This is a genomic window from Streptomyces sp. NPDC057950 (genome assembly GCF_042887295.1).
In the GTDB taxonomy this organism is placed as follows: Bacteria; Actinomycetota; Actinomycetes; order Streptomycetales; family Streptomycetaceae; genus Streptomyces; species Streptomyces kaempferi.
Genome location: NZ_JBHVPP010000015.1, coordinates 219,491 through 233,348, shown reverse-complemented (window position 1 = coordinate 233,348; position 13,858 = coordinate 219,491). Strand labels below are relative to the sequence as shown.

Genomic DNA, 13,858 nt, shown 5'->3' with positions numbered 1-13,858 from the left:
GCACGACGGGACGGATCCCGAGGGCTTCTTTTTTGTACTCGACTAGAGATAACACAGCTACTTACTTTTTTTCATCCCCCAAAAAGAACAGCAGTACTCTTGAGCCATGCCAGAGCTGGGAGCACACGACGTAGGGCCTTGCCAGAAGGTCGACGACGGCATGGCCCGGGTCTTCCAGCTGTTCGGCAAGCGCTGGACGGGCCTGATCGTGGCCGTGCTCCTGCCGCATCCCGTCCACTTCGCCGACCTGCGCCGCGCGATCCCCGGCATCAGCGAGCGGATGCTCTCCGACCGCCTCACGGAACTCGCCGCTGCGGGACTCGTCGTGCGTGAGGTCGACGACGGCCCCCCGCTGCGGGTCTCGTACGGCCTGACGGAGGCCGGCTCCGCGCTGGAGCCCGCGCTCCTGGAACTGGGCAGCTGGGCCGAGAAGCACCTGCCGGGAAGCCCGCAGTGCCCCTCCGAGCTCAGGAAGTGAGCCGTCCGGAGGAGATCGCGGGGGATTCCGGAGGGGCCCGAAAGGGCGTCGGGCGGATCGGGAGGCGGTTCCCGCGCGGGGTGGTCGTGCACGGGCGCGGAGTTGTCCACAGGGTCTGACGCGTTTCGGCCACCGGCTGTACGGTCATCACGAGTTGATGTTCGTGTGTGCGGGGGAGGCGGTCGCCATGACCGAGCTGGGTACAAGGGCTGAGGCGCTGCGGGCGCCCAGGGTTTCCGGGGTCTTCGCGGTACCGGGGTTCGCGGGCTGGCCCGCGCAGGGCTCGCCCAAGGAGAAGGGCAAGGAGCTCCGCGCCCGGGTGCCGCGCGCCGCGCACGCCGAGCTGACCCCCGACGCCGACCGGCCGGACGTCGTGGCCGTGGTCGAGGAGTCCAACCGGGGCAGGATCCCCGAGCTCACGCCGATACGGGTCGGCAGGATGGCCGCCACCCCCTTCGCCTTCCTGCGCGGTTCGGCCGGCCTGATGGCGTACGACCTCGCGCGCACCCCCATGACCGGTATCGACGCCCAGATCTGCGGTGACGCCCACGCGGCGAACTTCGGCCTGTACGGGGACGCGCGCGGCGGCCTGGTCATCGATCTGAACGACTTCGACGAGACGGTGCGCGGCCCCTGGGAGTGGGACCTCAAGCGCCTCGCAGCCTCGCTGGTGCTCGCCGGCCGGGAGACGGGCGCGGACGAGGACACCTGCCGCAAGGCGGCCAACGACGCGGTCGGTGCCTACCGGCGCACGATGCGCCTGCTCGCCAAACTCCCGGTGCTCGACGCGTGGAACGCCATCGCGGACGAGGAGCTCGTCTCCCACACCGACGCCCATGATCTGCTCGGCACCCTGGAGCGGGTCTCGGAGAAGGCGCGGGCCAACACCAGCGGGCGGTTCGCCGCCAGGTCGACGGCGTCGGTCGAGGGCGGCGGACGGCGCTTCGTCGACGCGGCGCCGGTGCTGCGCCGCGTGCCCGACGCGGAGGCGGCTGCGGTCGCGGCCTCGCTGGAGCAGTACCTGACGACGGTCTCGGAGGACCGCCTCCCCCTCCTCGCCCGGTACGCGGTGCACGACGTCGCCTTCCGCATCGTCGGCACCGGCAGCGTCGGCATGCGTTCGTACGTCGTGCTGCTCCTGGACCACCGCGGCGAACCCCTCGTCCTCCAGGTGAAGGAGGCCCGCGCCTCGGCGCTGCTGCCGCACCTGGCGACGGCCGGTCACGCCGTATCCGACGTGTCGCACGAGGGCCGCCGCGTCGTCATCGGCCAAAAGCGCATGCAGGTCGTCAGCGACATCCTGCTCGGCTGGACCACGGTCGAGGGACGGGCCTTCCAGGTGCGCCAGTTCCGCAACCGCAAGGGCAGCGTCGACCCCGCCGCGCTCGCCGTCGACCAGGTCGACGACTACGCGCGGATGACCGGCGCGCTTCTCGCCCGTGCGCACTCGCACAGCGTCGACCCCCGCCTCGTCGCCGGCTACTGCGGAAAGAACGAGGAACTCGACGAGGCCGTCGCCGCGTTCGCCGTGGCCTACGCGGACCGCACGGAGGCGGACCACGCGGCCCTGGTGGCGGCGGTCCGGGAGGGACGGATCGCGGCGGAGCCGGGGGTCTGACAGGAGAAGCGGACGCGGAGGTTCTCCCGGTGCCGGGGTGGGGCCGGGGGAGCGGAAGGTCTCAGTCGGTGGTTCCGGGTGTGCCCGGCGAGGCGTGGCCTACGCTGGGCGGGTGACGACCCCGGAAGCCGAGCACAGCCAGTCCGACCGCATCGAGGCCGAGGATGCCCGGTCCCAGGATGCGGGGGATCCCCAGTCCCCCGCCCCGGCCCCGACCACGGCGGCTGAAGACGCGGCAGCCGAAGACGCAGCCGAAGAAGCGGCGCCCGAGAACGGGACCCCCCGGGACGCGGGCGCCGATGGTGCGGGCGCCGCGCAGGCGGGTGCCGAGAGCGTGAGCCAGGAGAACGTGGACGAGCAGGGTGTGAGCGAGCAGGGCGGGGGCTCCGACGCTTCGGGCTCCGAGGGCGACGCGACCGCGGGTGAGGCGCGGCCCGAGGCGCGTCTCGAACGGGCGGTGCGGGCGGCCGAACAGGCGCTGATCGAGTTCGAGATCGCCGTGGAGACCTTCCGCGTCGAGGTCGAGAACTTCTCGCGGCTGCACCACCAGAAGCTCGGCCCGATGTACTCCCGGCTCGACGAGCTGGACGCCCAGATCGCCGAGGCACAGGCCGCCCGCACCGGCGACCCGGAGGACATACGCAAGGCGGACGAGGCGCGGGCGCGGGTCATGCCGATGCCCGGGGTCGAGGAGCTGTTCCACGGCTGGATGGACTCGGAGGGACTGTTCCCGGAGGCCGTGGCGATGCTGACGGACCAGCCCGTGCGGCCCCCGCAGCGGGTCCGCCCCAGCGACGAGGCCCGCAAGCTCTACCGTGAGCTGGCCCGCAAGGCCCACCCCGACCTGGCCCAGGACGAGAGCGAGCGCACGCGGCGCGACGAGTTCATCTCCAGGGTCAACGCCGCGTACGCCCGGGGCGACGAGGCGCTGCTGCGGGAGCTCTCCGAGGAGTGGGCGGCGGGCCCGGTGCCCAAGGAGTGGAAGCCGAGCCGCAGCGAGGAGCTGTACGCCCGTCTCGAGTGGCTCTCCGAACGCAAGGAGATGCTCACTCTGGTCGCCCACGACCTGGAGGAGAGCGCCATCGGCGCCATGCTCAAGCTCGCCCCGGACGACCCCGACCGGCTCCTGGAGGAGATCGCCGAGCAGCTGTTGACCCAGGTCGGCGAGCGCGAGGCGGAGCTGGCCCGACTGGTCGGCTAGTGCCGCGGCACCAGGACCTGGTCCGTCCGCTTGCCGGTCGGGTAGCGTCTGAGGCATGCAATTCGGATCTGGTGTGCCCACGGTCGAGATCGGGGATCTCGCGGACGGAGACTTCCTGCTGGACGTCCGGGAGGACGACGAGTGGCAGGCGGGTCACGCCGAAGGGGCGCTGCACATCCCCATGAGCGAGTTCGTCGCGCGCTACGGCGAGTTGACCGAGGCGGCGCCGCAGGACGGCAGGGTCAACGTGATCTGCCGTTCCGGCGGTCGTTCCGCGCAGGTCGCGATGTATCTGGTCCAGCAGGGCGTCGACGCCGTGAACGTCGACGGCGGCATGCAGGTCTGGGCCGCCTCCGGCCGCCCGGTGGTGGACGACAAGGGCGCCGCGGGCTTCGTGCTCTAGACACCCTCCGAGGACCCGGCCGGCCCCGGCATCCGCGCCCGCCGCGCTCAGCGCGCCGGTTCGGGTGCCGGCCCGGACGTCGGCCCGGGGCCGGACCCGGGTGTGTCGTCGGTCACCCCAGGGGGTGGGTCGCGAGGAGATCTCCCAGCGTCTCCTCATGAGCGGCCGCCGGTCCGAGCGACAGTTCCAGGTGCTTGGCCCAGGCGTGATAGCGGTGCAGCGAGCAGTCCGTGTCCGCACCGAACCCCCCGTGCAGATGCTGAGCCGTCTGTACGACCCGCCGTACCCCCTCCGACGCCCAGATCTTGGCGACGGCCACGTCCCCGGCCACCGGAAGCGCACCGCCCGCCCCCGAATCGACAGCTCCGCTACCGGCAGCGACCGTGCTGATCCGCCACGCGGCCTGCCAGAGTGTGGCCTCCATCGCGCGCAGGTCGATATAGCGGTCGGCGGCCTGTACGGCGACAGCCTGGAACGTGGCCACCGGAAACCCGAACTGCTCGCGCTTGCCGGTGTACGCGCTGGTCATCGCGAGGACCCGCTCACCGAGCCCGAGCGCCAACGCACAGGTCCCGGTGGTCAGCAGCTCCCGCAACCGCTCCCACGCCCCCTCCGCGTCGATGACCTGCCGGGCGGGTATCCGCGCGGACTCCAGACGCAGCTCGCCGAGGCGTTCCCCGGTCGTGGAGATCTGCTCGCCGAGCACCGTCCCCTCGTGCCCCCGGGGCACCAGCGCGAGGACGGTCCGGCCGTGGTCCGTGTGCGCGGGTACGACGACGAAGTCGGCTCCGTGCGCCCACGCGACCGCGGTCTGCACCCCGTCCAGCACCCACACGTCACCGTCCCGCCGGGCGGTCACGGCGCGTTCGGCCGGTTCGTGACCGGTACGGCCGCTCGCCGCGACGGTCAGCACGACCTCGCCCCGGCCCGCCCGCGCGAGCAGTTCGGCCTTCGCCTCCGCGCCGCCGTACTCCTGCACGACGACCGCGGCCGCGGTGCTCTCCAGCAGCGGCACCCGCGCGAGCACCTTCGCGGACTCGCGCAGCACCAGACACAGGGCGATCGCGTCCAGGCCCGCTCCGCCGTACGCGGAGTCCAGCAGCAGGCTCAGCAGGTCCGCGTCGGCGAGCTTCGCCCACAGCGCCCGGTCGAAGTCGTCGGCGACGGCGCCCGGGGTGAGCGCGGGGCTCGGCACCCCGTCCGGCGCGACCCCGCCGAACACCGCCCCGGCCGCCTCGACCGCCGCCTGCTGTTCCTCGGTGAAGGTGAAGTCCACGGTCCTGTCCTTCCACGCGCCGACCCCCGACCGGGCGGCTCACCCGGTACCGGACAGGGCACCCGATCTGACGGAGCGTCAAGATAGAACAGGTTCTACGAGAAGGGAACGGTCACCCCGCTGCCGGCTACCGGTCGAAGTCCAACTCCACGCTCTCCGTGGCCGGGTGCGACTGGCAGGCCAGCACGTATCCCGCTTCCGTCTCCTCCGGCTCGAGCGCGAAGTTGCGGTCCATCCGCACCTCGCCGGAGACCAGGAAGGCACGGCAGGTCCCGCACACCCCGCCCTTGCAGGCGTAGGGAGCGTCCGGCCGGTTGCGCAGCACCGCGTCCAGGAGCGATTCGCCGTCCTCGACGGGCCAGGTCCCTCCGCGGCCGTCGAGCCGTGCCGTCACCGTGCTGTGCGCGGGAGCCGGTACGCCGGGAGTCTTCTCGTCTCCGCCGTCCACGTGGAAGATCTCCTCGTGGATCCGGGCCCGCCCCACACCCAGCCCGCGCAGAGCGCGCTCGGCTCCCTGCACCAGACCGAACGGCCCGCACAGGAACCATCCCGCCACCCGGTCCACGGGCAGCAGAGCCGGGAGCAGCTGTGCCAGCCGCTCCTGGTCGAGACGCCCTGACGGCAGCCCGGCCTGCTGTTCCTCCCGGGAGAGCGCCGTGACCAGCTGGAACCGCTGTGGAAAGCGGTCCTTGAGGTCGGCGACCTCCTCCAGGAACATCGTCGACGCGGACGTCCGGTCGCTGCGTATCAGGCAGAACCGGGCCTCGGGCTCGCGCGCCAGCAGCGTCGCGACGATCGACAGCACCGGTGTGATCCCGCTGCCGCCGACCACGGCCGCGTACAGCCCGGCCGCCGGTTCCAGCGTGAACCGGCCCGCCGGTGTCATCACCTCCACCTCGTCGCCGACGGCGATCTCCTTGAGCGCGTACGTCGAGAACGCTCCGCCGTCGACCAGGCGCACCCCGACCCGCAGGGTGAGCGGGCCCTCGTCGCCCGGGGCGGGTGCGGGGGAACAGATGGAGTAGGTGCGCCGGATCTCCGTGCCGTCGGCCGTGCGCCGCAGCGCGAGGTGCTGACCCGCGGCGTGCCGGTACGCGGCGCGCAGGGCGGCCGGCACCGCGAAGGTCAGGGCCACCGAGTCGTCGGTGAGCCGGTCGACGGCGGCCACCGGGAGCGGGTGGAAGCGGGCCATCACAACTCCTTGAAGTGGTCGAACGGTTCACGGCAGGACAGACAGCGCCGCAGTGCCTTGCACGCGGTCGACGAGAAGCGGCTGAGCAGTTCGGTGTCGGCCGACCCGCAGTGCGGACAGCACACGGGCTCGTCGGTGTCCTGGGACGCCGTCCGTGTGACCGTGCGCGTCGGTCCCAGTCCGACCGCCACCGGACCCGGCTCCCGCCCGCCACGCGGCGGCGCTATCCCGAACTCCCGCAGCTTGCGGCGTCCTTCGTCCGAGATGTCGTCCGTCGACCAGGCCGGGCTGAGCACCGTCCGTACGGACACCTCCCGCACTCCGTGCTCGTGCAGTACGCGCTCGATGTCCGTGGCCATCGCCTCGACTGCCGGACAGCCGGTGTACGTCGGCGTCAGCTCCACGTCGACGGCACCCTCGCCCCGGACGCGCACGGCGCGCAGTACGCCCAGGTCCTCCAGGGTGAGCACGGGCAGCTCCGGGTCGGGAACGGACCCGGCCAGTCTGCGCAGTTCCTCCTCCAGGGCGGTGGTCGTGGTCACCATGACGCCCCCGGGTGGCTGCGGTGCAGGTGCTGCATCTCGGCGAGCATCCGCCCGAAGGACTCGGTGTGCAGTCCCTGGCGTCCCGCTCCCGCGGCCCACGCTCCGGACTGCGGACCTTCGGGGATCTCCAGCGTCGCGCGCCGCAGGACGTCCGTGACGGACTCGAGCCAACCGGCCCTGATCGCGTCCCAGTCGACGTCGACGCCCTCGACCGGCTGGAACATCTCTCCCGTGAACCGCCACAGAGCCTCGCAGGCCCGTCGCATCCGCTCATGACTGACGTCCGTGCCGTCGCCGAGTCGCAGGGTCCACTGTTCGGCGTGGTCCTGGTGGTAGGCGACCTCCTTGACGGCCTTCGCCGCGAGCGGGGCGAACACGCTCTCCCCGGCGGCGAGTTGCGCGTACAGGAGTCGCTGGTAGGTGGAGAAGTACAGCTGACGGGCGATGGTGTGCGCGAAGTCGCCACCCGGCTGCTCGACGAGCTGGAGGTTGCGGAAGGCGCGCTCCTCGCGCAGATACGCCAGTTCGTCCTCGTCGCCGGCCATGGACAGCAGCACCCTGGCCTGGCCGAGCAGGTCCAACGCGATGTTGGCCAGGGCCACTTCCTCTTCCAGGACGGGCGCGTGGCCGGCCCACTCCCCCAGGCGGTGCGAGAGCACCAGGGCGTCGTCCCCGAGGGCGAGGGCCGCGGCGGTCACCGACCCGGACGCGGCGGGCGCCGTGGACGGCTCCGACGGGGACCCTCCGGCCATGGGCGTGTGAGTGCTGGGTGCGTTCGTCACAGGTGCTTCACCCCTTCCGGGATCTCGTAGAACGTCGGGTGGCGGTAGGGCTTGTCGGCGGACGGCTCGAAGAACGGGTCCTTCTCGTCCGGTGAGGACGCGGTGATCGCGGCGGACGGGACGACCCAGATCGAGATGCCCTCGCCGCGGCGCGTGTACAGATCGCGCGCGTTGCGCAGGGCCAGCTCGGCGTCCGGTGCGTGCAGGCTGCCTGCGTGGGTGTGCGAGAGCCCGCGGCGCGAGCGCACGAAGACCTCCCACAGCGGCCAGTCGTTGGTGGTCATGCGCGCGCCTTCCCGTTCGCGTCGGCCGAGCCGGGTATCTCCCGGGCCGGACCGGCGGTGTGCTTGTCCGCGTAGGCCGCGGCCGCCTCCCTCACCCACGCACCCTCTTCGTGGGCCCGCCTGCGCTGCGTGATGCGCTGGTCGTTGCACGGGCCGTTGCCCTTGAGGACCTCCCAGAACTCCGTCCAGTCGATCGGGCCGAAGTCGTGCTGGCCCCGCTCCTCGTTCCACACCAGGTCCGGGTCCGGCAGGGTCAGGCCGAGTGACTTGGCCTGGGGAACGCAGATGTCCACGAAGCGCTGGCGCAGCTCGTCGTTCGAATGGCGCTTGATCTTCCAGGCCATGGACTGCGCGGAGTGCGAGGACTCGTCGTCGGGCGGGCCGAACATCATCAGGGAGGGCCACCACCAGCGGTTCACCGCGTCCTGGGCCATCTCGTGCTGCGCGGGGGTGCCGCGGCTGAGGGCCAGCAGCAGCTCGTACCCCTGACGCTGGTGGAAGGACTCCTCCTTGCAGACGCGGACCATCGCGCGTGCGTAGGGCCCGTACGAGCAGCGGCACAGGGGGACCTGGTTGGTGATCGCCGCGCCGTCCACCAGCCAGCCGATGGCGCCGACGTCCGCCCAGGTCAGCGTCGGGTAGTTGAAGATCGACGAGTACTTCTGGCGGCCGGTGTGCAGCTTGTCGAGCAGCTCCTCGCGGCTGGTGCCGAGCGTTTCGGCCGCGCTGTAGAGATAGAGCCCGTGCCCCGCCTCGTCCTGGACCTTGGCCATCAGGATCGCCTTGCGGCGCAGCGAGGGCGCGCGCGTGATCCAGTTGGCCTCCGGCTGCATGCCGATGATCTCGGAGTGGGCGTGCTGGGCGATCTGCCGGACCAGCGTGGAACGGTAGGCGTCGGGCATCCAGTCGCGGGGCTCGATGCGTTCGTCGGCTGCCACCGAGGCGTCGAAAACGGCCTCGTACGCCGCCGTGGACCCGGCTTCGCCCGCGGGTCCTGCCGCCTGCGTACGGGCCGTGCGATGCGCTGCTGCTGTCGCCATGCGGTCCCCCTCGACCTCTCGCTCCCGACCGACCGATCGTTCGGTTCTGTCGATTCAATGGTGGGACGGGCGCCGTAAGGTGTCAACCGCTGTGGATAACCTCGGGGAGACTGTTGTGACCGGTGTGCCGGACGGGGCTGTGCCGGGGGGCCGGGCCTGAGTACGGTTCCCGTGCGCACGCCGCGGAGTGCTAGTGCGCGGGACCCGGGCGCCGCGTGCCCGGCGGCGGGAATCGGACCGGGATCGGAAGCGGGGCGGAATGGACGCGTACGACGAGGGCTCGAACGCCCGACACGGGCCGGACGGGCCCGGCGGCCCCCTGCGCGAGAGCCCCGTCGGCGGCGGCCCCCCGCGCGAGGGCCCCGTCTCCGCCGGTGCCGTGCCGGACGACGCGTCCCCCGTCGCGCCCGCGCCGGAGCCGGGCGGCCGCGCGGCCCCGGCCCAGGAGCCCGCGTCGGGAGGCCCTGCCACCGAGACTCCTCCCGCATACCCGGTGGGCGTCCCCGTGCCCGCCCTCACCGGCATAGCCGCGCTCTCCCTGCGCCACCAGATCGCCGCGGCGTTCGCCCTCGCCGTCGTCGCGGTCGTCGCCTGCGTGCATCTCGGCATGGTGTTTCTGCACGTCGCGCCCTCGAACACGGTCACCAAGCAGCACGGCAGGGCGATCGACGAGTGGATCTACCCCGAGTTCGAGCAGAACTGGAAGCTCTTCGCCCCCAATCCGCTGCAGCAGAACATCGACGTCCAGGTCCGCGCCCGGATACGTGCCGCGGACGGCGGCGCCACCGAGACCGGCTGGTACGACCTGTCCGCGCTCGACGGCGCGGCCATCCACGGCAATCCGCTCCCGAGCCACACCCAGCAGAACGAACTGCGCCGGGCCTGGGACTTCTACGCCGGCACGCACGACAACGAGAACCGCCCGGTGGGCCTGCGCGGCAACCTCTCGGAACGCTATCTGCGCCGTGTCGTGCTGCTGCGCCTCGACCGTGAGGGGGCGGGCGGCAAGGGCGCCGTCGTCGAACGCGTCCAGGTCCGCTCCCGTACCACCAGCGTGCGGCCCCCCGAGTGGAGCGATGAGCAGGTGTCCGACAAGCCCGTCCTGCGAGAGCTGCCCTGGTGGACGGTCCCCGAGGAGGACCTGACGGACACCCGGACGACGGAGGCGAGCGCCCGATGAACCGATTCGCCGCGCCCGTCGCGCGCGCCATCACCCGGGTCACCGACACCGCGCTGGGCCCGTACCAGGCCGCCGTGATCCGCGTCGGCTTCGCCGCCACCTGGCTGCTGTTCCTGTTGCGCGAGTTCCCCAACCGCCAGGAGATGTACGGGCCCGACGGCCCCTGGAGCTGGGACCTCGCCGAGCGGCTCGTCGCGGACAACCACGCCTTCACGGCCCTGATGTGGTCCGACAGCCAGGTGTGGTTCGAGACCGTCTACGCCGTGGCCGTGCTCTCCAGCGTCCTGCTGCTGCTGGGCTGGCGGACCCGCACGATGTCCGTGCTGTTCATGATCGGCGTGCTCTCGCTGCAGAACCGCAGCATCTTCATGGGGGACGGCGGGGACAACGTCATCCACCTGATGGCGATCTACCTGGTGGGCACGCGCTGCGGACAGGTGTGGTCGCTGGACGCCCGGCGGGCGCGGCTCGCGGCGGAGGCCCGCGCGCGGGGAGAGACCTCCCGGGCCGCGGGCCCGGACCGGGTCGGCCCCGCCCTGTGGACGGGGCTCGGCCTGTCGCTGGCGGCGGTGACCGTCACGGGACACCTCGGCGGCGGCTGGCTGACGGTCTTCTGGGGACTGTGGGCGGCGCACGCGCTGTGGTGGGCCGTCGGTCGCCGCGCGCGCACCCCGCAGCCGCGGATCCTGCTCGACGTGGTCGCCAACACGGTGCACAACGCGGCCCTGTTCGTGATCATGGCCGAAGCGTGCCTGATCTACGCGACGGCGGGCTGGTACAAGATCCAGGGCTCGCGCTGGCAGGACGGCACCGCCGTCTACTACCCGCTCCACCTCGACTACTTCTCGCCCTGGCCGGCCCTGTCCGACCTGCTGGCCGCACACGGCACGATCGTGATGCTGGTGACCTACGGGACGGTCGTCGTGCAGGTCGCCTTCCCCTTCACCCTGTTCAACCGGCGGGTCAAGAACGTCCTGCTGGCGGCGATGATCATCGAGCACACCGTGATCGCCGTGGTCCTCGGACTGCCGTTCTTCTCGCTCGCGATGATCGCCGCCGACTCGGTGTTCCTGCCGACGTCCTTCCTGCGACGGCTCGGCGGACTGGCGCTGCGCGCGCGTGGCCGGCTGCTCCCGGGCGGCGCCCCCGAGCTGCCGGGGCAGCGCGCACGGGGCCCGCGCACTCCGGACGCCTCCGAGGACCCGCACGTAGGCTTCACCGCATGAAGGACCCCGCTGACGACCACGACCCCGCCGACGGCCACGCCCGCGCCGACGACCACGACGGCAGGGAGGACCGCGACCGCGCGAAGGACGCCGTGGGCACCTGGCACCGGCTCGCCGACGCAGCCGTCCTGCTCGACGGCTTCCACGCCCTCAAGCACGCGGTGCGTTTCCGGGCCGAGGTCCTGACGGCGGTCACCGGCGACCGGCGGGCGGCGCTGGCCCTCGCCGACGAGCTGGCCCCGGACGTGCGCGACGCCCTGGACGGCCTGTTGGTGGAGGTCCCGGAGGCCACCTATCGGTCGCTGGTCCCGCGTCCGCACCCCACGGCGGTCGCCGCGCTGGCCGTACGTCCCTCCAGGGAGGCCGGTCTGCGGGCGCTGGCGGCCACGCCCCGCACCGCGCCCGTGGTGGTGCTCGACCAGCCGCGCAACCTCGGCAACGCGGGTGCCGTGATCCGGCTCGCGGCGGGCTTCGGCGCGACCGGGGTCGTCACGACGGGCACCCTCGATCCCTGGCACCCGACGGTGGTGCGCGGCGGGGCCGGCCTGCACTTCGCGACCGCCGTGGAGCGGCTGACGGTCGCGGAGCTGCCGCCGGGGCCGGTGTTCGCCCTCGATCCGGAGGGCGAGGACATTCGGGGGACGAAGCTCCCGGACGACGCCCTGCTCGCGTTCGGCTCCGAACGCAGCGGTCTCTCCCCCGAACTGCGGGCGCGCGCCGACCATCTGGTGTCACTGCCGATGCGCCCCCAGGTCTCCAGCTACAACCTCGCGACCAGTGTGGCCATGACGCTGTTCCACTGGAGCGCCGCCGGGGGCGCACCGATCAGTTCCTAGGCCTCGCGCCGCACCTCGACCACCCGGAAGCGGTTCGCCACGAACGCCCCGTCGCACAGGGCCGCGTTCGCCGCCGGGTTGCCGCCGGAGCCGTGGAAGTCGGAGAAGGCCGCCGTCTGGTTGACGTACACGCCGCCCGTGAGGTTCAGGGAGAGCTGGGCGGACTCCTCCAGGCAGACCTCCTGGACGGCCTGCTCGAACTCCTCGTCGGTGGTGTACGCGCCGACGGTCATCGCGCCCTTGTCCCGGACGGTCCTGCGCAGCAGTTCCACGGCGTCCGCCGCCGAGTCGACCGCGACCGTGAAGGAGACCGGGCCGAAGCACTCGCTCATGTAGGCGGCTTCGTCGTCCGTACCCTCCCAGTACTTGCGGGCGCCGTCGAGCTTCACGATCACCGGCGTCCGGACGACGGCGTCGGGGAACTCGGGGTTGCTGATCTCCCGGGAGGGGAGGGCGACCTCGCCGAGGCCGGCGGCGGCCTCGAGGCGGGCCTTCACGTCCGGGTTCACGATGGCGCCGAGCAGTCCATTGGCCCGGGCGTCGTCCCCGAGGAGTCCGCCGACCGACCGGGCGAGGTCGGCCACCACCTCGTCGTACGACTTGGGGCCCTCGTCCGTACGGATGCCGTCCCGCGGGATGAGGAGGTTCTGCGGGGTCGTGCACATCTGGCCGCTGTACAGGGAGAGGGAGAAGGCGAGGTTGGACAGCATGCCCTTGTAGTCGGCGGTCGACTCCACGATCACCGTGTTGACGCCGGCCTTCTCGGTGTAGACCTGCGCCTGGCGGGCGTGGGTCTCCAGCCAGTCGCCGAACGCCGTCGAGCCGGTGTAGTCGATGATCCGGATCTCGGGGCGGGTGGCCAGGGTCTTGGCGATGCCCTCTCCGGGGCGCTCGGCGGCCAGCGCCACCAGGTTCGGGTCGAAGCCCGCCTCGGCGAGCACCTCGCGCGCGATGCGCACGGTCAGCGCGAGCGGCAGCACCGCGCGCGGGTGGGGCTTCACCAGGACCGCGTTGCCGGTGGCCAGGGAGGCGAACAGGCCCGGATAGCCGTTCCACGTGGGGAAGGTGTTGCAGCCGATGACGAGTGCGATGCCGCGCGGGACCGGGGTGAACTGCTTGGTGAGCGTGATCGGGTCGCGCTTGCCCTGGGGCTTGGTCCACTCCGCGGTGTCCGGGGTGCGGATCTGCTCCGCGTACGCGTACGCCACCGCTTCCAGTCCACGGTCCTGTGCGTGCGGGCCGCCCGCCTGGAACGCCATCATGAACGCCTGGCCGCTGGTGTGCATCACGGCGTGCGCGAATTCGTGCGTCCGGTCGGCGATCCGCTTGAGGATCTCCAGACAGACCACCGCGCGTGTCTCCGCGCCCGCGTCGCGCCAGGCGCGCTGACCGGTCCGCATGGCGGGAAGCAGCACGTCGATGTCCGCGTGCGGGTAGGTGACGTCCAGCTCGATGCCGTACGGCGAGACCTCGCCGCCCACCCAGTCGTCGGTGCCCGGCTGGCCGAGGTCGACGCGGGTGCCGAGGACGGCGTCGAAGGCGGCCTTGCCCTCGGCCATGCTCAGACTGCCGTTCTCACCGTATGCCTTGGGATGTTCGGGATGGGGGGACCAGAACGCGCGTGTGCGGATCGCCTCCAGCGCCTGGTCGAGGGTGGGCCGGTGCTGGGCGATCAACTGGTGCGCGGTGAGTTCGGCGGCCATCGGGGACCAACTCCTCGTCTCAGGAGCGCTTCATCGCGCTCGCGAGCTGGGCAGGAACGGACAGTCAGAGTTAGAGTAACCGAACGATCGGTCG

General features: G+C 72.1%; 14 protein-coding genes. 7 read left to right on the top strand and 7 right to left on the bottom strand.

Features of this window, described 5'->3' with window-relative positions; all coding sequences use genetic code 11:
• Nucleotides 1-106 precede the first annotated feature (106 nt).
• The 4 genes from ACFVTC_RS25080 (at nt 107) to ACFVTC_RS25065 (ending at nt 3,700) form a co-directional block, all read left to right on the top strand.
• Nucleotides 107-478, top strand: a complete 372-nt coding sequence (locus tag ACFVTC_RS25080) for a winged helix-turn-helix transcriptional regulator (protein WP_390130497.1) — start codon at nt 107-109, stop codon at nt 476-478.
• Between the two features lie 187 nt (nt 479-665).
• Nucleotides 666-2,096 (top strand): DUF2252 domain-containing protein, encoded by a 1,431-nt coding sequence (locus tag ACFVTC_RS25075; protein WP_390130495.1) that lies wholly within the window; start codon nt 666-668, stop codon nt 2,094-2,096.
• A 364-nt stretch (nt 2,097-2,460) separates the two neighbouring features.
• On the top strand, nt 2,461-3,297 hold the full coding sequence (locus tag ACFVTC_RS25070; RefSeq protein WP_390130558.1) for a hypothetical protein: 837 nt from the start codon (nt 2,461-2,463) through the stop codon (nt 3,295-3,297).
• Nucleotides 3,298-3,370: 73 nt separating this feature from the next.
• A complete protein-coding gene (locus ACFVTC_RS25065; RefSeq protein ID WP_153293017.1) occupies nt 3,371-3,700 on the top strand; it encodes a rhodanese-like domain-containing protein in 330 nt (109 codons plus the stop codon).
• A gap of 112 nt (nt 3,701-3,812) precedes the next feature.
• On the opposite strand, the gene ACFVTC_RS25060 is transcribed toward ACFVTC_RS25065, so the two are convergent.
• The 6 genes from ACFVTC_RS25060 to paaA all read right to left on the bottom strand — a co-directional run bounded on the left by ACFVTC_RS25060 (nt 3,813) and on the right by paaA (nt 8,819).
• The gene (locus ACFVTC_RS25060) at nt 3,813-4,976 is read right to left on the bottom strand and encodes an acyl-CoA dehydrogenase family protein (protein WP_390130494.1); all 1,164 of its coding nucleotides are present in this window, start codon (nt 4,974-4,976) and stop codon (nt 3,813-3,815) included.
• 127 nt (nt 4,977-5,103) lie between these two features.
• Nucleotides 5,104-6,168, bottom strand: a complete 1,065-nt coding sequence (locus ACFVTC_RS25055; RefSeq protein ID WP_390130492.1) for a 2Fe-2S iron-sulfur cluster-binding protein — start codon at nt 6,166-6,168, stop codon at nt 5,104-5,106.
• Nucleotides 6,168-6,710, bottom strand: a complete 543-nt coding sequence (gene paaD, locus ACFVTC_RS25050) for a 1,2-phenylacetyl-CoA epoxidase subunit PaaD (RefSeq protein ID WP_390130556.1) — start codon at nt 6,708-6,710, stop codon at nt 6,168-6,170. The genes ACFVTC_RS25055 and paaD overlap by 1 nt, the downstream gene beginning before the upstream one ends.
• Nucleotides 6,707-7,465, bottom strand: a complete 759-nt coding sequence (paaC, locus tag ACFVTC_RS25045; protein WP_390130491.1) for a 1,2-phenylacetyl-CoA epoxidase subunit PaaC — start codon at nt 7,463-7,465, stop codon at nt 6,707-6,709. The genes paaD and paaC overlap by 4 nt, the downstream gene beginning before the upstream one ends.
• Before the next feature lie 26 nt (nt 7,466-7,491).
• Nucleotides 7,492-7,779 (bottom strand): 1,2-phenylacetyl-CoA epoxidase subunit PaaB, encoded by a 288-nt coding sequence (paaB, locus tag ACFVTC_RS25040; RefSeq protein ID WP_148009329.1) that lies wholly within the window; start codon nt 7,777-7,779, stop codon nt 7,492-7,494.
• Nucleotides 7,776-8,819, bottom strand: coding sequence for a 1,2-phenylacetyl-CoA epoxidase subunit PaaA (gene paaA / locus ACFVTC_RS25035; RefSeq protein WP_390130489.1), 1,044 nt, complete (start codon nt 8,817-8,819; stop codon nt 7,776-7,778). Before paaA ends, paaB begins: the two co-directional genes overlap by 4 nt.
• Nucleotides 8,820-9,078: 259 nt before the next feature.
• Here paaA and ACFVTC_RS25030 point away from each other — a divergent pair, with 259 nt between their 5' ends.
• From ACFVTC_RS25030 to ACFVTC_RS25020, 3 genes are read left to right on the top strand one after another with little or no spacing between them, the layout of a single operon-like run.
• Nucleotides 9,079-9,999 carry a DUF5819 family protein gene (locus tag ACFVTC_RS25030; RefSeq protein ID WP_390130487.1) on the top strand — a complete coding sequence of 307 codons (921 nt, stop codon included), beginning with the start codon at nt 9,079-9,081 and terminating at the stop codon, nt 9,997-9,999.
• Nucleotides 9,996-11,225 (top strand): HTTM domain-containing protein, encoded by a 1,230-nt coding sequence (locus ACFVTC_RS25025; RefSeq protein ID WP_390130485.1) that lies wholly within the window; start codon nt 9,996-9,998, stop codon nt 11,223-11,225. Before ACFVTC_RS25030 ends, ACFVTC_RS25025 begins: the two co-directional genes overlap by 4 nt.
• A complete protein-coding gene (locus ACFVTC_RS25020; RefSeq protein WP_390130483.1) occupies nt 11,222-12,061 on the top strand; it encodes a TrmH family RNA methyltransferase in 840 nt (279 codons plus the stop codon). Before ACFVTC_RS25025 ends, ACFVTC_RS25020 begins: the two co-directional genes overlap by 4 nt.
• Here the strand turns inward: ACFVTC_RS25020 and paaN are convergent.
• On the bottom strand, nt 12,058-13,764 hold the full coding sequence (gene paaN / locus ACFVTC_RS25015) for a phenylacetic acid degradation protein PaaN (RefSeq protein WP_390130482.1): 1,707 nt from the start codon (nt 13,762-13,764) through the stop codon (nt 12,058-12,060). The two genes, ACFVTC_RS25020 and paaN, sit on opposite strands and share 4 nt — an antisense overlap.
• Nucleotides 13,765-13,858: the final 94 nt, after the last annotated feature.